The organism is Acinetobacter seifertii (assembly GCF_016064815.1).
Classification (GTDB): domain Bacteria; phylum Pseudomonadota; class Gammaproteobacteria; order Pseudomonadales; family Moraxellaceae; genus Acinetobacter; species Acinetobacter seifertii.
Genome location: NZ_CP065820.1, coordinates 348175 through 371909, shown reverse-complemented (window position 1 = coordinate 371909; position 23735 = coordinate 348175). Strand labels below are relative to the sequence as shown.

At 38.1% G+C, this 23735-nt stretch carries 19 protein-coding genes and 1 pseudogene; 3 read left to right on the top strand and 17 right to left on the bottom strand.

The window, feature by feature from the left end; translation table 11 throughout:
- The first annotated feature begins 116 nt into the window (after positions 1–116).
- From I8T81_RS01755 to bfr, 3 genes are all read left to right on the top strand, one after another.
- Positions 117–500, top strand: a complete 384-nt coding sequence (locus tag I8T81_RS01755) for a RidA family protein (protein ID WP_198071993.1) — start codon at positions 117–119, stop codon at positions 498–500.
- A gap of 208 nt (positions 501–708) precedes the next feature.
- Positions 709–903 (top strand): bacterioferritin-associated ferredoxin, encoded by a 195-nt coding sequence (locus I8T81_RS01750; protein WP_004705220.1) that lies wholly within the window; start codon positions 709–711, stop codon positions 901–903.
- A 244-nt stretch (positions 904–1147) separates the two neighbouring features.
- Complete coding sequence (bfr, locus tag I8T81_RS01745) at positions 1148–1612, top strand: heteropolymeric bacterioferritin subunit Bfr (protein ID WP_000678120.1); 465 nt, start codon at positions 1148–1150, stop codon at positions 1610–1612.
- 40 nt (positions 1613–1652) lie between these two features.
- Here the strand turns inward: bfr and I8T81_RS01740 are convergent, their stop codons facing one another.
- From I8T81_RS01740 to I8T81_RS01660, 17 genes and pseudogenes are all read right to left on the bottom strand, one after another.
- Positions 1653–3281, bottom strand: a complete 1629-nt coding sequence (locus tag I8T81_RS01740; RefSeq protein ID WP_198071992.1) for a PglL family O-oligosaccharyltransferase — start codon at positions 3279–3281, stop codon at positions 1653–1655.
- Between the two features lie 162 nt (positions 3282–3443).
- Entirely contained in the window at positions 3444–5078 is a 1635-nt protein-coding gene (locus I8T81_RS01735; RefSeq protein ID WP_198071991.1) for an O-antigen ligase family protein, read from the bottom strand.
- A 124-nt stretch (positions 5079–5202) separates the two neighbouring features.
- Positions 5203–5646 (bottom strand): pilin, encoded by a 444-nt coding sequence (locus I8T81_RS01730; RefSeq protein WP_086497062.1) that lies wholly within the window; start codon positions 5644–5646, stop codon positions 5203–5205.
- Between the two features lie 340 nt (positions 5647–5986).
- A complete protein-coding gene (locus I8T81_RS01725) occupies positions 5987–6547 on the bottom strand; it encodes a TPM domain-containing protein (protein WP_198071990.1) in 561 nt (186 codons plus the stop codon).
- Positions 6541–7620, bottom strand: coding sequence for a TPM domain-containing protein (locus I8T81_RS01720; RefSeq protein ID WP_198071989.1), 1080 nt, complete (start codon positions 7618–7620; stop codon positions 6541–6543). The genes I8T81_RS01725 and I8T81_RS01720 overlap by 7 nt, the downstream gene beginning before the upstream one ends.
- A gap of 21 nt (positions 7621–7641) precedes the next feature.
- Positions 7642–8232, bottom strand: coding sequence for a LemA family protein (locus I8T81_RS01715; protein WP_002051712.1), 591 nt, complete (start codon positions 8230–8232; stop codon positions 7642–7644).
- Between the two features lie 130 nt (positions 8233–8362).
- A complete protein-coding gene (locus tag I8T81_RS01710; RefSeq protein ID WP_198071988.1) occupies positions 8363–9250 on the bottom strand; it encodes a metal-dependent hydrolase in 888 nt (295 codons plus the stop codon).
- A gap of 174 nt (positions 9251–9424) precedes the next feature.
- On the bottom strand, positions 9425–10846 hold the full coding sequence (locus I8T81_RS01705; RefSeq protein WP_019457868.1) for an FAD-dependent oxidoreductase: 1422 nt from the start codon (positions 10844–10846) through the stop codon (positions 9425–9427).
- 69 nt (positions 10847–10915) lie between these two features.
- Positions 10916–15391, bottom strand: a complete 4476-nt coding sequence (gltB, locus tag I8T81_RS01700; protein ID WP_174736074.1) for a glutamate synthase large subunit — start codon at positions 15389–15391, stop codon at positions 10916–10918.
- A gap of 462 nt (positions 15392–15853) precedes the next feature.
- Positions 15854–16728, bottom strand: a pseudogene (locus I8T81_RS01695) (hypothetical protein).
- 15 nt (positions 16729–16743) lie between these two features.
- A complete protein-coding gene (aroB, locus tag I8T81_RS01690) occupies positions 16744–17826 on the bottom strand; it encodes a 3-dehydroquinate synthase (protein ID WP_198071987.1) in 1083 nt (360 codons plus the stop codon).
- 28 nt (positions 17827–17854) lie between these two features.
- Positions 17855–18424 (bottom strand): shikimate kinase AroK, encoded by a 570-nt coding sequence (gene aroK, locus I8T81_RS01685; protein WP_004705195.1) that lies wholly within the window; start codon positions 18422–18424, stop codon positions 17855–17857.
- Between the two features lie 11 nt (positions 18425–18435).
- Entirely contained in the window at positions 18436–20562 is a 2127-nt protein-coding gene (gene pilQ / locus I8T81_RS01680) for a type IV pilus secretin PilQ family protein (RefSeq protein ID WP_151760756.1), read from the bottom strand.
- Between the two features lie 61 nt (positions 20563–20623).
- Positions 20624–21151, bottom strand: a complete 528-nt coding sequence (locus I8T81_RS01675) for a pilus assembly protein PilP (RefSeq protein WP_198071986.1) — start codon at positions 21149–21151, stop codon at positions 20624–20626.
- A gap of 10 nt (positions 21152–21161) precedes the next feature.
- Entirely contained in the window at positions 21162–21902 is a 741-nt protein-coding gene (pilO, locus tag I8T81_RS01670) for a type IV pilus inner membrane component PilO (RefSeq protein WP_198071985.1), read from the bottom strand.
- Positions 21899–22543 carry a PilN domain-containing protein gene (locus I8T81_RS01665; RefSeq protein ID WP_004705190.1) on the bottom strand — a complete coding sequence of 215 codons (645 nt, stop codon included), beginning with the start codon at positions 22541–22543 and terminating at the stop codon, positions 21899–21901. The genes pilO and I8T81_RS01665 overlap by 4 nt, the downstream gene beginning before the upstream one ends.
- Positions 22543–23601 carry a pilus assembly protein PilM gene (locus I8T81_RS01660; RefSeq protein WP_004705187.1) on the bottom strand — a complete coding sequence of 353 codons (1059 nt, stop codon included), beginning with the start codon at positions 23599–23601 and terminating at the stop codon, positions 22543–22545. The genes I8T81_RS01665 and I8T81_RS01660 overlap by 1 nt, the downstream gene beginning before the upstream one ends.
- Positions 23602–23735: the final 134 nt, after the last annotated feature.

Below are 23735 nucleotides of genomic sequence, written 5' to 3'. Positions count from 1 at the left end.
GCTCTGCTTTACTAAAATCTAACTTTCCAAAATCACTTAATTAATTAAATCGATGATACTTTTGTCAAACCGTATCATCGATTATGATGGAAAAAGATTTAATCAAGGAGAACCAAATGTCCAGTCAAGTTATTCATACTGAAAATGCCCCTGCTGCTATTGGCACATATTCTCAAGCCATTTTAGTAGGCAACACTCTCTATCTATCAGGGCAAATTGGTTTAGACCCATACAGTATGGAACTTGTAGAAGGCATTGAAGCTCAAATTCGCCGCGTATTTGACAACCTTAAAGCTGTATGTGAAGCTGCAGGTGGATCACTTGCAGATATTGCAAAACTCAATATTTTTCTCACTGATTTATCTAACTTCCAACTTGTAAACCAAATCATGGGTGAATATTTTGCTCAGCCATATCCAGCTCGCGCTGCACTTGGGGTAGCAAGTTTACCCAAAGGTGCATTAGTTGAAATGGACGGCATTGTTATTATTAATCAATAAGATAACAATTTAATTCTTAAATATTTAGTGAAAACCGTAAATACCACCGTGCTTAAAAATCTAGACAACTCTCAGATTTCCGCTTAGGTGGTATTTTTTTATCCAAAATCCCAATAAAGATAAATGAGATTTTAAATGAATTTCATTGACAAACGATAATAATTATCAATAATATCAATTATCGCATTTATATTTGGGGATCACTCCCATGTACGTTTGCTTGTGTCGTGGCATTACAGATCAAGATATCAAAGACGCTATTGAAAATGGCGCTGAAAGCTATCGTGAAATTCGTGATTTGCTTGATCTTGGTACTTGCTGCGGACGCTGTGCACCAGAAGCACGTGCTATTATTAGTGATGAATTAGCTGAAATTGCTGCTCGTATTTCTGTAGCTGCATAATAAAAATTAGTATTTAACAGTAAATTATTGACTCCTCCACCGCTTTTTGCGGAACGTTCATTGTTCCTCATTCAAGCGGTTTTTTTTGCAAGTAAATTCACCTTTACCAATATTGTGTTGTTTTTGATTGCGATTTTCATTTGCTGTTCTATAAATTACTCGCCATCTCCATGATTGTTCACTAAAATGAACTCATAGATTGCCTTAATTGGATTAAGGCAGAAATTGTTTTGGAGTAGCTACAATGAAAGGCAATCGTGATGTGATTAATCAGCTTAACCAAGTGCTGTATCATCATTTAACTGCAATTAACCAATACTTTTTACACTCTCGCATGTTTAATGACTGGGGAATTGAACAACTCGGTTCTGCTGAATATAAAGAATCAATTCGTCAAATGAAGCATGCTGACAAAATTATTGAGCGTATCTTATTTTTAGAAGGCCTTCCGAATCTTCAACATCTAGGTAAATTATATATCGGTCAACACACAGAAGAAGTTCTGCAATGTGATATTCGCAAAGTGAAAGAAAACATTGATGCCATTCAAAAAGCAGTCGCTTTAGCGGAAACAGAACAAGACTATGTGACACGTGATTTGGTACAAGAAATTCTAGAAAAAGAAGAAGAATATTGGGATTGGTTAGATACTCAAATTGACCTTATCGGTAGCGTTGGTATCGAAAATTATATCCAGAGCCAAATGTAATTTCCCATAAAAAAATCCCCTTGAGAACAAGGGGATTTTTTTATTTATCTTTTAGTAATTGCGGCAGTGTTATTTGCTGTCCATAAAGGTGCTGCAAAATAAATATTTGTTGCTCTGCTTGATCTACTTTTCCATTGTAAGCAAGTAACTGAGCATATTTACGCAAATTATATGGAGTTGCTTTGTTCTTCACAAAATTTCCCCATTGAATTAATTCTGCTTCAGATAAGGATACATTAGGATTAAGTGCAATCCACTTTAAACGCTGATCAAATTGAGTTAAAACAAAAATTCGATCGCTTCCCATAAACTCAGCATTTGGCTGCTTATTTTTAAATAGTAAATTACTATTCATGACATATACGTTGTAATCACGCCAAATTGCGATTATAAGCACCAAGCCTATACCCCATACTAAACGCAAAAGCTTTTTACTTAATACAACGCCTTTCAGTATTGGAGTATGTGCTTGAATTACACCTAATAAAAAGCCACAAGTCAGTAAGAAATAGGCATAGCGCTGCGGAAACTCTAACATCGCATGAATAAGTACTGTGCATACCATCATTATTGCAATGATTGAGATCGTTTCTTTTGCTTGTTGATTTAACCAAAACAACCAACATGTAAAGTAGGCAATCATCACAGTAGCAATTGGAATACCATTCCAAATAATAAGATCAAGCAGCACATTATGAGCGCTGGTCGTCCACTCTGTTGTTGGGAAAAGAGCATAAGCGGACATTTGAGCAACACTGGTTTGATTCCAGCCATATCCCAGCCACGGATGTTGCTGTACAGCGAGTAACATTTGAGTCCAGATATTAAAGCGTAAGTAACCAGAACTTGCCCGTTCAGCCAAGCTACTCGCCTGAGTTATATCAGTATGTGACCACGTTTCAATTAAGCTTGTAATAAACGGTAAAACCAAACCAGCCATTAAAAAAAAGCCAGCGCACCAAAGTAGGCCTTGAAATAGTCCAAAACGCTTAGGTTTATTAAATTGCTTAACAACCCAATAGATGAGTAAAAAAGGCAAAACAATCCAAGAGGTTCGTGATTGACTCAGAACAACTGCAAATAAAATAGTTAGTGCTGATGGCAAGAGCAACCAAACTGAAGCCTTGTTCTTTTCATATAAACATAAGCACCCTAATAAGCCCATAATGAGAAATGTTGCCATATTATTAGGTTGGCCAAAATTTCCGTATGGACGATTACCTATTAAATGCAGCATGTATGCAAAATGTGTATCAACGTTTAACCACTGACAGATTGCAATAACGCTTGTTGCAACTGAAACAATAACAGTAAGAAAACTAAAACCTATAAAAATCTCATCTCTTTTTTGTGGCTCTAATGATAGGTTATAGCCCGCTACAACCATAAACCAGAAGCCTAAAAAATAAAGTGAACTTAACAAAGCTGTACTAAAATCAAAAACTAATCCCAAAGCCCACTGCACCACTGGAATTAAAATAAATGGTAACAACAATAATTGTGCACGCGGAATTTTAATATTTTGATGAAAAAGCGCAGCTAAGACACTTAGACCTGCTGCAAAAGTACTCATCTCACTAGAGAACATCACCCAAGGGTTATAGTGAAATGGCGATAGCCACGCAAAACCCAACAGAATTGCTGCGAGGAATAGAAAGAATACTTGCATAAAGACAGGTTATAAGCAAAAATTTGAGATGAATTATACATTGAAGATGAATAAATGGACTACAAAGCTTTAGCAAGAAAAATTCACCTCGTTTCCTATCAATTTAGTCTTTTTTTGAATCGCATAATAAGTTTATTGGGAAAGATGACTAATAAATAGAAATCAATTAGAAATTAAAGAATTATCTTTACGCAACAAATCTTCATAGCTAACATGTATATCGTATAAAATACTTAAAATTTTTAACTGACGAATAGATTCTTCTTTACAACCATTAAAAGCCAACAATTGTGCGTATTTGTATATATCATATGGTTTTAAATACGTCTGAACCATTTTATTTCCTAACAATATTTCTTCTCGATCGACTTTCATCTTTGGATATAAAGCCAACCACTTAGCACGTTCGTCAAAAAAATCGAAGAAGACTAATTTATAAGGTAGTTTAACTTTATCTCGCTGATTACCCATGGCATGTAATTTTCCTGAAAAAAGATTATCATTGATCTTTAAATACTCTTTAAATACCATAACACCCAAAAAAAAGCTAAATATCAAAAAAAACAATATAAATAAATAATTTATTTTTAAAAATACTTTATATTTATAACCAAGAGCATATCCTAAAAATAAAGCAAAAGGTATAAAAAAGTAAGAATAATATAAAGGAAACTCTAACAAACTATGAATTAAAATAGATGAAATGGCTAAAAAGCAAAAAATACTTTCCAAATCACTAATAGTAAAAATAATTTTTACATACAGATATACAAAGTAACTAACGATTAACAATCCTAGAGGAATACCACACCAAACAAATATGTCTAAAATCAAATTATGTGCACTAGTGACCCACTCCTTATTATGAATAGAATCTACAACTCTAAACTGAGCAGCTGTAGTTTGATTCCACCCATATCCATGCCAAGGTTCTTCTGTAATTGCATGAATCATTTGATTCCATATTTCAAATCTTTGATATCCAGTAGTTGCTCTATCTAACAATCCAACTGTGTTTATTATATTAAAATTCGAAGATAAAATAAGATTAAAATAAGGAAGGGAAATACCCAAAAAAATGATAAAAATACTAAAAAAACCTATATTTTTCATAGACAATCTAAGATTATATTTCTTAATACCAATACTAAGAAACATCAAAAATAGAAATAGAATTATCCATGCAGTTCTAGACTGTGTTAATAGAATTGAAGTTGAAATAAAAATTGAAAAAAAAGAAAGTGTAAATTGATTAATTTTGTATTTCTCAAATAAATACCATAAAGAAAGAAGACTAACACATAGAAAAGTAGCTAAATGATTTGGCTGTGCCATATTACCATAGGGACGATTTCCCACCAGCCCCATAATAAATAACTTATTTTCAGATAATCCTACCCATTGTATAATCGCTATTAAACAAGAAAATAAACCAGAAATTGTAAAAAAAATAACCAAATACATTATAATATTAAAGTTTCTTATTTTAGAGTTAAATCCAAAAATCAACATTAATAAAAAATAAAGTAAACTAACAGTTGAAAAGAAAAAATTTGAAAAGAAAAATATTTCTCCAAAAATATACTGTATTAAAGGTACAATTAAAATAATTACAAAGGGAATTATATCTACAGGTATTTTATTTTTAAAAAAACATAAGCTTAATGTTAGCAACCATCCAGCTATATAACAAGAAAACTCCGAAAAGAAACCTACCCAAGGTAAAGTATGAATTGGATTTAATATTGATAACAAAAGAAATATAAAAGAAAAAATATAAATTAATCGAAAAGGCATACCAAATTCCATATTAATTATTTAAAGAAAAAATTTATCTTTAATAAAAATATTTATGGTCAAAATAAAATGGCAGCTATAGATAGAATATAACTGCCATTTAATGTATTTTAATTAATATATTTTAGCTACGGCAATTTGCTGGAACATATTTATTATTGTCCGCAGGTGTAGCGACTGTACACTTCCAAGTAATTTGATTTGTTGGAACCGTTCCTGCAACTAATGCTGTAGTACCACCACCATCATAAGGAGTTAAAGTAAGTTGAATACTTTTTACTTTACTTGTGTAACTAATTACAATTGCACCTGTAGTAGCATTTGGTGTGATTGTTGAAACACTATCTGTTGGGCTAAAATTAGGCACTCCTAAAACTAAACTTGAAGCACCATTTCCTGCATTTTCAGCAATTACAGTTTTATAAGAAGATGCTAGATTTAAACCTTCTGTTACTTTTGAGCGGACAATGTAATCCTGATAAGCAGGAATCGCGATCGCTGCCAAAATACCAATAATCGCAACCACGATCATGAGTTCAATTAATGTAAAACCTTTTTGTGCATTCATAGCCTTTTCCCCAAAGATTGTATGTATGTTTTTATATAAGCTTTTTGAGCTATAGAATATATTGCAGCAACTATGCCAACTTTTATTTTAATTTAAAAACAATAAGTTATAATTTATAACAATTAAACCCCAGGGTATATTAGGCAAATAATTGACAAAAATTGTCACCATAATTTTATTAGGATTGAATCACTAATAAAAATTACTTCACATCCTATTTCTTTTTTTTACTCTTTAATGTGACAAAAATCTCTTTAAAAGCAGATAAATAGATGACAATTTTTGTCAGCCACCATATTTGGAATAATTTTTAAAAAAGCTGATTTTTTAGGTAGATAATCTAATTAATAATAATCGGTGCATTGCCCAATTCATTATTTTGATCCAGCATATTCTCATCGTAAAAACGTGACATTACATCACCAATTTGCTGAACTCCAATTACTACAGCTTGTAGATACTGTTTTTGTTTGAGCTGTTGAACAATAGACTCACAAATCTTTTGCCACACTTCATCAGTCGTCGCGTTTCTAATACCGCGGTCAAATATGATTTCTACTGTTCGCTCACATAAATTTAAATAGAGCAGCACACCGCTATTAAGCTCAGTATCCCAAACCCCAAGTTCTGCAAATAATTGTTGTGCCCTCAAACGTGTATTTTGCCTATATGCTTGTGAACAAGGAATATGCCCTTCTATAACGACCTGTATTTCACCAACATGACCAAGTTCAGCTTGTTGAACAGCTTCAGCAATAGCCTGTTTATCTTTTTTACTAAAATAGCGGCTACTAGCAGGAAAATAGCAAAGATGCTTAAACCAACGTTTTAAGCTTGGCTCTACATATTCCTCAATTTTGGGTTGAGTAATAATTTGTGTTGTTTCTGATGTTGTTACCATGACCCTGAAGCACCTCCACCACCAAAACGACCTCCGCCGCCGCCATAACCGCCGCCTCCACCACCGAAGCCGCCTCCGCGTCCACCACCAGAACCACTTAAAATAGCCTGTAAAATAAGTTGGGCAATTGAGGTAATGAGTAAAAAGAAAATACCAAATCCAAGTAGTAAACTAGTAACCAAGCCAGCACCGTTTACAAAGCCTGCTACGGCGGCAGCAACACCTGCTGTAGAAGCACTAAGAGGTCGTCCAACAATAAATGAGCCTACAATTCCGGCAATAAGAATAAACAATGCCATCGTCAGCGTTGTTTGTTTGGCTTGTTGTTCTTGGGCAGCCTGATGTTGGCGCTCTTTTAAATCTTGGGCAGCTTGCTGAGCAACTTCCGGATCTAGATTTAAAATTCTTGTAATTTCATCGACACCAGCATTTAAACCTTGAGCATATTGGGCTTGTTTAAAGTAAGGTGTAATTTGATTTCGAATAATTCGGCTTGCAACGATATCTGGTAATACGCCTTCTAAACCATATCCAGTTAGAATTTGTATTCTATGATCATTAATTGCAACTGCGATAAGCAAACCATTATCACGTTTACTCGAACCAAGTTCCCATTTTTCACCCACACGCAAAGCATAATTAAAAATATCTTCTTGGCCCGTAGTCGGCACAATCACGATACCTATTTGCGCCTTACCTTGTTGATATAGATTTAAAATTTTCTGATTGAGTTGCTGCTTTTCAGCTTCACTCAAAATATTGGCTTGATCAATAACAGGCTGATTTAATGTAGGTAAACCACGAATTGATTCACCATCAGCCATATCATTTGCAACTTGAACTTGAGGGGTAGCACCTGAAGCAGGTTGCTCGTTTAGTTTAGTCTTCGATGCTTGAGCTTGTTGCTGCTGAATAATTTTACCAGCCACCACAGTGTCAGTTTCATCTGTAGCGGTGGCAATATTATTCTCACTCCAAGCCGCACTCTGAAACAGTACACTACAGCAGAGCATCATTAAGGTAATAACAAACACCTTAATTTGCTTAAACTGCAGTAATATCGTATTTCTCATGCGGCACTTCCTTGATTTAAATTAATCAAAAGAAACTTTTGGAGCCTGTTGAGCCGATGCTTCCGCAGAGAAATTAGCTTTCGGATGCATACCAATCACTTTTGCTGTTACAGCTTGTGGGAACTGACGGACATAAGAGTTATAGTCCTGAACAGTTGTAATATAACGATTACGTGCCACAGCAATTCGGTTTTCTGTACCCTCAAGCTGAACCTGTAATTCTTGGAATTGAGTGTTGGCTTTTAAATCTGGGTAATTTTCTGAAACAGCAATAAGTCGAGATAGTGCACCTGTTAACTGGCTTTGCGCTTGTTGATATTTTTCCAGTAATGCTGGGTCTTCTAATACTTCTTTATCAACTTTCAAACCTGCAACATTTGCACGTGCTTGAGTGACTTCTGTTAATACTTGCTCTTCATGTTTAGCATAGCCTTTAACCACATTTACAAGGTTTGGTACCAAATCTGATCGACGTTGATATTGGTTTTGTACTTCAGACCACGCCGCTGTTACAGCCTCATCTTTGACCTGTAAAGTATTATAGCCACAGCCGGAAAATAGTAAGGTGCTTGCAAGTGTTGTCGCGATTACCAGTTGTTTAAACGTTTTCATCGTCACTTCATCCTCAAGTTTTTCTTTATATTTTTAACCTCTTGTCTCGATTGTATGATGAATTTGGCATTATTGTGTTGCTTTTATTTTATAAATTTAAAAAACCGGATCTTTAAATCCGGTTTTTATTTTAGCTTGGTCGTTGCATTGTTTCTTCTTGGAAACTTGTCATTTGATATTCACCAGCCAAATAGCTTTTCCAGTAATCGACCATATGTCCATAATCTGTTTGACTCGGATGAAAGTCCTTTTTGTAATAAGCAAAATATTCAGGTGTAAGTTGTATAAGCATTTTAACAAGCAAATATACGCCAAAAATATTTCCACCTATTTTAGGGAAGCTTTTCCATTTATCTTGCCAAAATAAACGAGTTGTTCCATAGAAAGCGAGACTTGCAAATCCTGTAGTGACACTACGCATTAATAATCGGCGAATACGGTCATCACCATAGACATGTTGATAGACATCAAATGCAACTGAACGATGTTCAATTTCCTCAATAGCATGCCAAACCCAAAGCTTTAGAGCATCTTGATCTAAAGTTTTTAGTAGTTCGGGATGCTGTAAAATATATCCACCAAGCAAAGCCGTAAAATGCTCAAATGCACATGTCAGTGCCAGCTGTAGCTTAGGTGGAATTGTTCTTAAATATTTATCACGTTCATTTAGCCAAGCTTGAAAACGGTCCAAATTATAGTCTTCACGGCGCCAAGCCTCATTAAATTCACCATGCGCTTTCGAGTGCATTGCTTCTTGCCCAATGAAAGCTGCAATTTGTGCCTGTAGTTGAGGGTCTGAAACTTTGTCGCGTACATTACGCACACTATTTACAAAAAACTGCTCTCCTACTGGAAATGTTGACGAGAGTGCAGTTAAAAAATGAGACATTAAAGGCGAGTTCGCAAAATAATAGCGCTTGATTGCTTGAGGATTAAACTCAAGGCGACGTACTGTAATACCCAACGCTTTTCGACGATTTAAATATGATTTTTCTGACGTCATATCTGCGATGTTCATACTCAACACCTACTGTATTAAAGAAGGAAGCTTTGAGTATGTCTTGGGATTTAAGCACTAAAAAGGGCAAAAAAGCTTATTGTATTTGCCAAAAACGTCAAACTGACTAATGGTAAACAATAAAAAAAGCCTACTTGAAGTAGGCTTTTTTGAGTGATTTAACAAATTAATTTATTAAACACCAAGGTAATCTAAAATACCTTCAGCAGCTTGGCGACCTTCCCAGATTGCTGTAACTACAAGGTCTGAGCCACGTACCATATCACCACCAGCAAAGATTTTCGGGTTTGATGTCTGGAATTTGAATTCTTGCTTTTCAGCTGCAACAACACGGCCTGAGCCATCAAGATTGATATTCACATTACCAAACCAGTCTGCTGGGCTTGGACGGAAACCAAACGCTAGTAAAACTGCATCAGCTGGTAAAACTTCTTCAGAACCCGGAATTGGTTCAGGGCTACGACGGCCACGACTATCAGGTTCACCCATTTGTGTCGTTACTACTTTTACGCCTGTTACTTTGCCATTTTCACCAACAATCTCGATTGGTTGACGATTGAATAGGAATTTCACCCCCTCTTCGTAGGCATTTTTCACTTCACGTGCAGAACCAGGCATGTTGCTTTCATCACGGCGGTATGCACAAGTTACATCGTGAGCACCTTGACGCAATGAAGTACGGTTACAGTCCATAGCGGTATCACCACCACCTAGAACAATAACTTTTTTACCGTCTAAGCTAATGTATTCACTTGGATCTTTTTCCCAACCTTGGCAACGATTTACGTTCGAGATCAAGAAATCAAGCGCGTCATAAACCCCATCAAGGTCTTCACCAGGGAAGCCCCCCTTCATGTAGGTATAAGTTCCCATACCCATGAATACTGCATCATATTCTGCAAGTAATTCATCAATAGTGACATCTTTACCAATTTCAGTATTTAAACGGAATTCAATGCCCATACCTGTGAAAATTTCACGGCGGCGTTTCATGACATCTTTCTCCATTTTGAATTCAGGAATACCAAATGTCAGTAAGCCACCAATTTCAGGACGTTTATCAAATACAACTGGCTTAACACCACCACGAGCTAAAATATCTGCGCAGCCTAGACCTGCTGGGCCTGCACCAATAATTGCAACTTTTTTACCTGTCCATTTCACATGTGACATGTCTGGCCGCCAGCCCAAAGCAAAAGCTGTGTCATTGATGTATTTTTCAGCATTACCAATGGTTACTGCACCAAAACCATCATTTAAAGTACAAGCACCTTCACACAAACGGTCTTGTGGACAGACACGACCACATACCTCTGGTAAGGTATTTGTTTGGTGACAAAGCTCAGCAGCTTGGAAAATTTGACCTTCAGCAATCAGTTTTAACCAGTTCGGAATGTAGTTATGTACTGGACATTTCCATTCGCAATAAGGATTACCACAACCTAAACAACGATGAGTCTGATTAGTGACTGTTTCCGAAGTAAAAGGCTTATAAATTTCCACAAATTCTGCTTTGCGGACAGTAATATCTTTTTTCTCTGGATCTTGACGTGGTACATCCAGAAATTGAAAGTCATTATTTAGGCGTTCTGCCATGTCTCTCTCCGTGGGTAGGCGCGGATTTCACTGTTGCCCGCACCTGCCTATGTCTTTGCAGTCGTGGAATTATTGTGGGTCAGCTTGTGTAGTTTTCAAAAGCGATTGCAAGTTAGCAGCTTTTGGTTTTACAAGCCAGAATTTACGGCTGTAGAAGTCGAACTCATTGCGGATTTTATAAGCCCAAGCACTACCTGTTTCTTTGATATGCTCATCGATAATACGCAATAAGAACTCTTTATGATCTTCCATAGATTCTGTTGAAATACGGTTTAAATCAATCAACTCATGGTTGTAGTAATCTACGAAGTCATTATCAAGGTCAAGTACATAAGCAAAACCACCAGTCATGCCTGCACCAAAGTTATGACCTACTTTACCAAGTACAGTCACAACACCACCTGTCATATATTCACAGCAGTGATCACCCGCACCTTCGATTACAGCAAATGCGCCAGAGTTACGAACTGCAAAACGCTCACCCGCTGTACCTGCTGCAAAAAGCTTACCGCCAGTTGCACCGTACAAACAGGTATTACCAATAATTGCTGTGTTTTGTGTTTGGAAAGGTGAACCTTGTGGTGGGAAAATCGAAATACGACCACCCGCCATACCTTTACCTACATAGTCGTTTGCATCACCCTCAAGACGGATGTGTAAACCACCAGCGTTCCATACACCAAGTGACTGGCCAGCTGTACCAGTTAAGTTCATTACAACTGGATGTGCTTCCATACCCAAGTTGCCGTAACGACGAGCAATTTCACCAGATACACGAGCACCGATTGAACGGTCACAGTTCACAACATTAAAGTTGAACTGACCACCTGCACTCGACTCAATTGCAGGAAGCATTTCTGCAACCATTTTTTCAGCCAATACACCTTTATCGAATGGTGCATTACCTTGTACTTCACAGTACTGCGCTTTACCTTCAGCAGAAGGATGTGAAGTTAACAGTGCACTTAAATCAAGATGCGCATGTTTTTCAGTTTCACCCGGTAATACTTCAAGCAAGTCCACACGACCAATCAAGTCTTTTAATGAAGACACACCTAATGCTGCCAACCATTCACGAGTTTCTTCCGCAATGAAGTGGAAGAAATTGATGAGCATTTCTGGCTCGCCGATATAGTGCTCTTGACGTAAATGATCTTGTTGAGTCGCAACACCGGTTGCACAGTTATTTAAGTGACAAATACGGAGGTATTTACAACCTAAAGCGATCATTGGTGTTGAACCAAAGCCAAAGCTTTCAGCACCTAAAATTGCTGCCTTGATCACATCAAGACCAGTTTTTAAACCACCATCAGTTTGTACACGCACTTTTCCACGCAAGTCATTTACACGCAGTGCTTGATGCGCTTCACTTAGACCAAGCTCCCATGGCGAACCCGCATGGTGAATTGATGAAAGTGGAGATGCAGCCGTACCGCCGTCATAACCTGAAATGGTAATGAAGTCCGCATAAGCTTTTGCAACACCCGCAGCAATTGTTCCTACACCCGGTTCAGATACCAACTTCACAGATACCATGGCTTTCGGGTTAACTTGTTTTAAGTCAAAAATTAACTGAGACAAATCTTCAATTGAGTAAATGTCGTGGTGTGGTGGAGGCGAAATCAGTGTCACACCCGGTACTGAATAACGTAAACGTGCGATTAAGCCATTTACTTTACCACCTGGTAACTGACCACCTTCACCCGGTTTTGCACCTTGAGCAACTTTAATTTGCAATACTTCAGCAGAAGTTAAATATGCAGGTGTTACACCGAAACGACCAGATGCAATCTGTTTGATTTTCGAGTTACGAATTGTGCCGTAACGAACAGGATCTTCACCGCCTTCACCAGAGTTTGAACGACCACCGATCGTGTTCATTGCGATTGCGATTGCTTCGTGTGCTTCTGGAGAAAGCGCACCTAAAGACATCCCAGCCGAGTCAAAACGAGGCAAGATCTCTTCAACTGATTCAACTTGCTCAACTGGAATTGAATTGGTTGTTTTTAACTTAAATAAGTCACGAATAGTCGCTACTGGACGATTATTAACCAACTCAGCATATTCTTTAAAGTCTTCGTACTTACCAGAGCGAACCGCTTTGTGTAATGAGTTAATCACGTCTGGGTTAAACGCGTGGTACTCTTTATCAAATACGAATTTAAGCAAACCACCCTGATCAATTGGTTTACGGCTTGACCACGCTGTTGCTGCTAATTTTTTCTGGTCTTTTTCGAGGTCAGCAAATGTTGCACCTTGAATACGACTTGGAACACCTAAGAAACACTGATCTACCACTTCAGATGATAAACCTACTGCTTCAAAGAGCTGACCACCACGATAAGAAGCGACGGTAGAGATACCCATTTTTGAAAGAACTTTTAGCAAGCCCTTCTCAATACCTTTACGGAAGTTTGCTTGCGCATGGATTGGGTCACCTAAAAGCTCACCTTTAGCAATCAAATCATTGATCACGTCATACGCAAGGTATGGATAAACAGCGGTTGCACCAAAACCAAGTAATACCGCAAATTGATGCGGATCACGTGCAAAACCAGTTTCAACCATGATGTTTGCATCAGTTCGCAGACCAGTTTTGATGAGGTAATGATGTACCGCACCTGTTGCAAGTGCTGCGTTTGCTGGTAATAAACCTTGGCTGATATTTTTATCTGTTAAGACAATTAAAGTTTTGCCATCACGAACTGCTTGTGCCGCTTCTTCACAGATACGTGTAATCGCAGCTTGCAAACCTTCTTCTTCGGCATAGTTTAAATTAATATCAACTGCTTCGTAACCCGGACGCTCAATGCTACGGATTTGCTGCATTTTTGAATTTGACAATACTGGACTAGAGATGATGATACGATCAGCATGCTCAGGGCCTTGCTCAAATACATTCTGCTCACGACCTAAACAGGTCTCTAACGACATTACAATTGACTCACGTAGCGGGTCAATTGGTGGGTTTGTTACCTGTGCAAACTGTTGACGGAAATAATCTGTCACGTGGCGTACTTGACGAGACAATACAGCCATAGGTGTATCATCACCCATAGAGCCTACTGCTTCCTGTCCACTTTCAGCGATTGGGCGTAGTAACTGGTCGCGCTCTTCAAATGTCACCATAAACATTTTTTGAGCTACTTTTAATGCCTCACCAGTTAAACCTTTATCAACAAGTTGTTCTTCAAGTTCTGGGTCTGCTTTCAAACGAATTGCATGATCACGTAGCCATTCGCGGTACGGACGCATGTTTTTCAAATGTGTACTCACATCTTTAGTATCGAGTACTTTACCTGTTAGGGTATCAACTACCAAAATTTGACCCGGGCCTACACGGCCTTTAGACACTACATCTTCAGGTTCATAGCCCCAAACACCGATTTCAGATGCTAAGGTGATGTAATCATTTTTGGTAATTACCCAACGTGCAGGACGTAAACCATTACGGTCAAGCATACAAATCGCATGACGACCATCTTGAATAACAAGACCGGCAGGACCATCCCAAGCTTCCATATGCTTAGAGTTGAACTCATAGAATGCACGTAAGTCTGCATCTAAAGTTTCAACGTTTTGCCAAGCTGGTGGAACGAGCATGCGTAATGCACGGAATAAATCCATACCGCCACCCACCAAAATCTCAAGCATGTTATCTAGGCTTGAAGAATCTGAACCTGTGCGGTTTACAATCGGATTAAGCTCAGTAAGACCCGGTAATAGTGGGTTTTCAAATTTAGGCGTACGTGCCAATGCCCAGTTACGGTTTGCTGTAATGGTGTTGATTTCACCATTATGCGCAAGGTAACGGAATGGCTGAGCCAAAGGCCAACGCGGTAATGTATTTGTAGAGAAACGTTGGTGGAATACCACAATATGCGATTTTAAGCGCTCATCTGCCAGGTCTGTATAGAACTCAGCAATTGCCGCAGGCATCATCAAGCCTTTATAGCTAATGACTGTTGAACAAAGTGTAGTCACATAAAATAACGGATCTTTTTGGAGTTGTTGTTCCGCACGGCGACGCGCCAAGAATAACTTACGGTTAAATTCAACCTCAGTTACACCCATTGGACAGTTCACAATGACTTGTTCAAAAGCTGGTAAAGATTGAAGCGCAATTTCACCTAATGCATCGTTATTTGTAGGAACGATACGCCAAGCAAGTACACGTAAACCTTCTGACTCGATTTCTTTCGTTAAAATATTTTTAGAGTGCTGTGCTAATGCTGGATCAATATTTAAAAATACCGTACCCACAGCAAAAATTTCACTGAGTGTAATATCACTTAGTTTTTTTGCTTCATCACGGAAAAATTGCTTTGGCATCGCCAATAATAAGCCGCAACCATCTCCCGTCTTGCCATCTGCGGCAATACCACCACGGTGCGTCATGCAACTTAAACTGTGAATCGCGGTTTCTACTAGATGATGACTTGATTCACCCTTCATATGGGCAATCAGTCCAAAACCACAGTTATCCTTAAACTCATCAGGCTGATATAAACCTTGAGCGGGAGCTACAGTATTAGGCGATGGCATGTGCATAGCGTACCCTTCTTTCAATAAGGCTCTTTCGAGCGTCAAACAAACAACTTCTTTTTGCGATAGTGCCTACCGATGATAGTTAGCTCAATGTTTCGCAAATAAAAAATTTTGGGCTGATAAGCCAATATACGCTGTTCCATTTTTACGTACACTGGTTTTTGCTAGAAAAATGTTTTGACTTATTTCGCACTCTTTTAAAGCAGTTCGACCCCACGACTCTGCATAGAATTCACTTCTTAGAGGGCGAAAATAGTTTGCAGCACATTAATAAGCACAACAATAAAGCAAAAAGTGTGCCATATAATAAAAATTAAACTAAGTACTTATATTCAATATAAATATATCTATTTTATTCGCGTTATCACACCAAAAAATGACTAAATATGCACCAGATATGGTCAAAAAATATTATTTAGATTTTATTTTGCACTAATATTGTGCATATTGTTGAGCAAATTATCTCCTTTTCCTGCCCTTATTTGAGGCATTTTTTATTGAATATCATTTGAACGTGTTTGAGCTGGCTTATTCGGTTGATCAATATTTGAATTCGATTGTTGTACATCCACTACATTTCCTTGAGCATCACGGCGAACAATAGTGGTCTTAGTAGCTGAATTGGTCGCAGGAGCTTTCGGCTGAACATTGACTGCGGCATTAGTTGATCCAGCCATCAATAATGATTCATCAATTGTAGGTAGAGCGGCTGGACGCAAACGAACCTCATAAAGCTGATTATTTCCACCTTTTATCTCATCTGCACCCAAATCATTGACCAAAGGAGCATAACTTGAGAACTGTTGTGGCTGAGGCTTAATAGACTCAGGCAATTGTAGGTTAATCTGTGTTAACTGCTGAATTGCATCGTCTGAGCGTTTAAAGGTCCCATAAACCAAAACATACTGCTCCGCTTGCTGTTCACCACTTAAGCGAAAATAAATAAATTTATTACGATCACTACGATTTTTTAAAAAGTTTTTAATGATGTCTTCATCAGATGCTCTAAATATCTCAAGCGTCCATTGTTTTTTATTTTCGTTAATAAATTTCGTACCACGAAACTCTGGTTCATGCTCACCAGATGCAACTGTACGAGTTGTTAGATCAAGTGGACGAACTTCATCAGCTAAAGCACCCAAGTTAGGTGTCGTAGCAACTTTCTCTGGTTGAATTTGAACAGGCGCATCAGAATCAGCTGACTTTTCAACTTCAACCAACTTCTTGCTATCGGTAATTACCCAGAAAATAAAAGCCAGCAACAAGCAGGCAATACCACCAACCAACCAGATATATTGTTGAACATTCTGCCAAAATGTACGTGATACAGTCATGCTTTACCTTATCTATTATCCGTGTTGATTTGCCAAAATAGCTTGCTTCATCAATTCGACATCAAAGTCTTTAGTAATGACAGCTTGTCCAAGTTGTTTTAATAACACCAAACGTAATTGCCCATTGAGAACTTTTTTGTCATGCGCCATGTATCCAAGGAAATCATCCAATGGAATTTGTGGACATGATATCGGCAAATTCGCACGTTGAATGATTTTTTTTGTACGTGCTACATCTTCAGTTGAGATCCAGCCCAAACGCTGAGATAAATCTGCTGCCATGACCATACCAGTTGCAACAGCTTCACCGTGTAACCAAGTACCATAACCAAGATATGACTCAATCGCATGACCGAAAGTGTGGCCTAAATTAAGTAAAGCACGTTCACCTTGTTCTTTTTCATCATTGGCAACGATACGCGCTTTGTGAGCACATGAACGATAGACAGCTTCTGCAAGTAAATTAGCATCTCTCGCAACAAGCCCATCCATATTTTCTTCAAGCCATACCAAGAAATCGACATCACCTAAAAGAGCATATTTAATCACTTCAGCTAAACCTGCTGAAAGTTCACGTTCTGGCAATGTATTGAGTTGTGCCATATCAGCCAGAACAACTTGCGGCTGTTGAAAAGCACCTAACATATTTTTACCAAGCGGATGGTTGATTCCTGTTTTTCCACCAACACTTGAATCTACTTGTGAAAGTAATGTGGTAGGAACCTGAACAAAGTAAACGCCACGCTGGAAACAAGCAGATGCAAAACCAGCCATATCTCCAATCACACCGCCACCTAAAGCTAAAACGGTAGAATCACGGTTAAAACCAGCTTCAAGTAATGCATCAAAAATTAAATTTAGATGTTGAATATCTTTGTATTTTTCACCATCAGGCAAAATACAAGTCGCAACTGTTTTACCTAAACTTTTTAAAGCTTCCTGATAGTGGCTTAAATATAAAGGCGCAACCGTCACATTACTGACTATCATGACCTGTTGACCATGAATATAAGGCTCTAGTAATTGTTTCGGGTCAAGTTGACTACCAATAAAAATAGGATAACGGCGTTCGCCTAATTCAACATGTAATGTTTGCATGAATTTATAAAACCACTAGTCAGTTTGTCTATTTTAGCTTGTTCGATAGAATAAGTTGCAAAATCTTTTGTGCGAGATCACGTGCAGCGCCTTGATTCGTTTCAATCGTATAATGTGCAACTTCACGATACAAAGGGTCTCTGATCTTTAATAGGTCTCGCAATTTCTGTTCAGGATTTTCAACTTGTAATAATGGTCTGTTTTTGTCGCGGTAGGTTCTTTGTAATTGTAATTCGACAGGTGTATAGAGATAAATAACTATTCCGCGTTGCTTTAAAAATTCTCGGTTAGGCGCTTGGGTAATTGCGCCACCACCTGTTGCCAAAACCAACGCTTTACGTAAGGTCAGCTCATTTAAAACCACAGTTTCACGAGTTCGGAACCCAACCTCTCCCTCTTTTTCAAAAATCCAAGGAATAGTAGCCCCTGTCTTGCGCTCAATTTCATGATCACTATCTAAAAATTCACGCCCTAATAGTTCTGCTAAATGACGTCCAACGGTTGTTTTTCCTGCCCCCATGGGCCCTACCAAATAAATATTTGGTAGGGTTTCAAACGCTTTGCTTGGCAAGGCGCCACCTATTTCAATTGCTTTCATTGAAAAATATATTAATGATTTCTCGCCAAAGTGTCATTAACAATTCGTGGTGTTACGAAAATCAGTAACTCTTGTTTATCATCAGACTTTACATCTTTTCTAAATAAACGCCCAACTAAAGGAATATCCCCAAAGAATGGAACTTTAGTTTGGGTATTTGTCGTTGTTTGCTCGAATACACCACCTAAAATGACGGTTTCTCCGTTATCAACCAGCACATTGGTATTAATATTATTCTTATTCAGAATTAACTCACCATTTGGCGCTTCACCCGCTACAGAATCCTTAGAAATATCTAATTTCATTTGAATTTTACCGTCAGGCGTAATGCTAGGTGTAACATCAAGACTTAAAAGAGCATCTTTAAATGATGTTGTGGCTGCTGAACCCGCACCAGATATCGTTGTCGTTAGATAAGGAACTTGTTGACCCGTGGCAACTTTTGCAGTTTGCTTATCGGCAGTCATGACTTTAGGGGTTGAAATGACTTCACCATAACCATCAGCCTGTAAAGCTGAGAGTTCAAGATCTAACATAAAATCAGACATACTGATAAGACCAAAGGCAATACTTCCCGCCGGATTAGAGACTCCCAAATCAACGTTTAAGTTATCTGGACGTTCGATGGTATATTTATAGCCTCCAGTAGTTTCATCTTTTTTAGGGTCACGTAAATTCCATAAAGTTGTTTCACTACCACCAACCAATAAATTTTTATTATTAGTAATACCTTGTGAAAGAATACCCCACTTAACTCCAAGTTCTTTAGTAAATGACGTAGACGCTCTGACGATACGCGCTTCAACCATCACCTGCTTAACTTGCACATCAAGTAGTTCAATCATTTTACGAACTTTATCAATATTTTGTGCTGTATCATTTACAATCAAAGTATTAGTCCGGGTATCAGCAACAGCGCTACCACGTGAACTTAATAAGCTCTCCAACGCAAGAGAATCAGAGTTTGCGGTACGATTTGCAACTGCACCTTTACCATCACGAGTATCTTCAATCAACTTAAGCACATCAGTCGCTTTTGCATAACTCAAACGAATATAATCTGTTTGGATTGGCGCTAACTTAATCGTTTGAGCTAAGGCTTTTGCCTCATCATCTTCTGCTTTAATTAATTCAGTAACAGGAGCAATCCAAATTACATTTCCATTACGACGTTTATCAAGATTTTTAGTTTTTAAAATAATATCTAGTGCTTGATCCCAAGGTACATCTTTCAAACGTAGCGTGATGTTACCTTGCACACTATCAGCAGCCACCATATTGATGCCTGTAAAATCGGCAAGCAACTGTAATACACGACGCACTTCAATGTCTTGGAAGTCTAATGAAAGCTTATTACCAGAATAACTTGGTGCTTTATACGAAGCTGATGTACTTTTATCTTGTGGACGTTTCAAACTAATAGTGAGCTTATTTTCAGCTTGATAAGCCATATATTCATAACTACCAGATGACTGAATTGTGATTACACCAGCACCTTTTTCATTATAAGCATCGATACTTGATACGGGCGTTGCAAAATCATTTACATTTAAACGACGTGCTAAATGTGTCGGAATCTTTGTACCTAATGTTCTTATAACAACCTTACTGCCTTGTTGTTGAACATCTACAGGTGTATTACTTCCCAAAAGATCGACAACAACTAAACCTTCTCCCTGACTACCACGCTGAAAGCCAATATTTGAAACACCTTGTGGTTGTACGGTAGCTGCTGGTATCGGCTTATTCGTTGTTTGAGCTGAATTAATTTTTAGAATAAAAGTATTGCCTTCCACGCGCGTTGTAAAAGCACCAGCATCTTTTAGATTTACAGTTAAGCGTGAACGTACATCATCTGAAGTCACATCAACGGAACTTGCTTCATTCGTTGCAACAGCAATTTTAGACTGCTTTAAACTTTGTTGCGCTTTATCAAAATCTAGTATTAAACGCGAAGGGTTTTCAAGTTGGTAAGCTTGTGGCTGTGGAGGCAAACCATTAAACATGACTCTAATTTCTGTACCCTGACCTGCAATTTGCGTTGGTACAATATTGGTCATGCTGACCTGTGCAGATGCAGCCTGCATAATTGCAATCGCTACAGCCCCCATAGAAAACTGACGGAATACCTGATTCATTGTCTGACCATCCCCAATAAATAATCTATAAAAATACTTTTTCGTTGTTATTCCCTAAATATTAGGGTGCAGGCCCAATCAAGACCAATGTTCTCGGTCTTTCGACATAGCCTTCTCGACCATCTGGCACAATCTCGACCAAATCAATCTGAGTCGGACTAATCTGGGTAATACGGCCCTGATTCATGCCCATATAATTGCCCACTTGTACGCGTTCAACTTGATGATCTGGCGTCTGGATGAGAGCTAATATTTGACCCCGACTATTCCGCATACTTCCTTTCATACTTAAAGCCTCAAGTGCATAACTTTCTAATGGCTGTGGCATACGTGAGAAATTTGGATAAACACGTTTTCCAGCCATAATTTTGAGTTCAGCAGCCAGTGAGCTTGGCATAAATGGACTTTTTAATTGATGAGCAGCATAATTAAATTGTGGTACAGGAGTAAAAATAGGTGCTGGTTCGATAGCTAGCGGCGGTTGATTACGGATATTTGCCATTTGCTGATTGACTGCATCAATTCTTGAATCACATCCTACAAGAGCAGCACAAGCCAAAATATAAAGAGTAATTTGCTTAATTTTCATCATAACTCTCCTATTTCGGCTGAGCAGTAGTGCTAGTTGAAGCAGGTGTTGTTGGAGATTGGGTCGATTGCTTCGCTGTATCTGTTGCTTCTACATAGCGATAGGTTTTCGCTTTGATAGAATAGTTCAATACAGGAATATCTGACTTGCTGTCTTTCGCTGGAGATACATCAACAGTAAAGTCGTGCATGGTTACGATACGCGGCAACGCAGCAATACTACTCACAAAAGCTCCAAAAGCGTGATAATCACCTGTGGCTTCTATCGCAATCGGTTGTTCAATAAAGACTTCCTGTTTTACTTCATTCTCCAAGCGAATATTTTTAAATTTCAATCCTGAGTTCACACCCGTTAAATTGATATCTTCAACTAAACTAGGAATCTCTGTTTCTTTAGGCAACTGCTCTAATTGCTGATTAAAATTTGCTTGCATCTCCTGAAGTTGAACTTGATACTGCTGCAAGTTACGTAATTTCGAATCTTTTTCTCGAAATTCGTTTAACAAGTTACTTTCCTGAGCTTGAGCATTATCAATTGCTTGTAGCTTTGGCTGAATGGCAATAAAATAACCCAAGGCTAATACAGCAAAGAAAATAAAAATCCAACAAGTAATTTTTACAGATATGGGCCAACTACCGTAGTTGTTCATATCCAGCGTATTAAATTGTTGAAGGAATTTATCGAGATTAAATTTCTTTTTCTTTGAAGCTGCTTGCTCTAATGATAATTCTTGAAGTTCATCTTGACTCATTTGGCTGCCCCCGTATCTTTAGCTACGGCTGGTTTATCAGCATTATTATCAGCTGTGGTCATGCCCATTTCCCCTAAATCGACAGTCACAACAAAACTACCGTAATGATCTTCTACCCTAGGAAGAAGAGAACTTGCTGCCTTATCTTTTTTATCTTCAGTAGCCAAGAAAGAGTTCATAAAAGCATTTCGATACCAAGGAGATGCTTCAAGATTACGCAGTAGTTCAGCTACAGTATTTGGACTTTCAGCTTTACCTTCAATCGTAAATTTATCTCCAGTTCGGCTAAATTTCGTTAAATACATTGCAGGCGGCGTGACTCTGACTAACTCATCAACCAGTCTTACCACTACTGGACGCTGACTCTGTAAATCTTGAATCAATTTCATACGCTCAATGATGGCATCACGTTGTTCTTGTAAACCATTTAAGGCTTTTAATTGCTGATCAAGGTTTTGATTAGTACTTGTAATAAGTTGATTTGCTTGTTCTTGATCATCTAATTTATGATCAAAATAGAACCACCCCCCAAATACGGTTGTAATTCCTAACACAACCACCCCAAAGCATAACGTTATAAATTGTTTTTTTCGTTGCTCCCTCAGCTCTTCACGCCAAGGTAGTAAATTAATTGTTGCCATTAATCAAAACTCCTTAAAGCCAAGCCACACGCCACCATTAAAGATGAGGCATCATTTTCAATTTTTTGAACGTCGACTTGAGGAGAAAAACCCATCTGCAAAAATGGATTGGCAATAGTGACACGGTAACCTAATTTTTGCTGCAAAAGCTTGGCAAGACCTGGAATATTCGCATTTCCGCCTGCAAGCAGAATATGGTCTATTTCGTTAAACTGAGATGAAGAAAAGAAGAATTGTAAAGAGCGAGCCGCTTGCTGAACTACGGCATCTAGAAACGGATCTAATACTTCAATTTCATAGTCATCTGGTAAAGAGCGATCTTTTTTCGCTCGACTTGCTTCGTCTAAAGACAAACCATAACGACTTTGAATTTCAAGCGTAAGTTGTTTTCCACCAAAAACTTGCTCACGGGTATAAATAATTTTGCCGTTTTGCATGACAGACAAGGTTGTCATGGTATGACCAATATCTAAAACTCCTATCGTATTTGCACCCATAGGTAAGCTATCAGCAAACACACTAAATGCGCGCTCAACAGCATAACTTTCAACATCAGCCAATTTAGGATTTAAATCTGCCAACTCAAGAACCTCAACGCGCGTTTCTACGTTTTCCGTTCTTGTTGCGACTAAGAGTACATTTACACGATTTGAATTCGCGAGACGGTCAGGTAGAACCTCAAAATCTAGGCTCACCTCATCCAAAGGGAACGGTATATACTGCTCCGCATCTACACGAATCTGAACTTCACGTTCATCATCGCTCATATCCGCATCCATCTCGATAGTTTTATGAATAACTGTCGATGTAGGAACAGCAATTGCAGCATTTTTGGTTTGGGGATTTGCTAAGTTAATCGCCCTTTCCAATGCTTCCGCTACTGCTTCTGGATTCAAGATATTTTTTTCAACTACACTGTTTTCAGGTAAAGGCATCAAAGCATAGCTTTCAACCCAATATTTACCGTTCTTGACAGAGAGCTCTAACAACTTAACAGAAGTCGAACTAATATCGACGCCCATTAACCCCTTATTAGGTTTACGATATAACCTGAGCACACTATTGTCCTATTATTTTTTTATCCCCAAAAAAAATTACAAACCAACAATCTCGGTCTTTATTTTTACACGGATACAATATCTCATCTAACAATCCGCATGTCTAAAGGCTATACTGACCACAATTAGTTTGT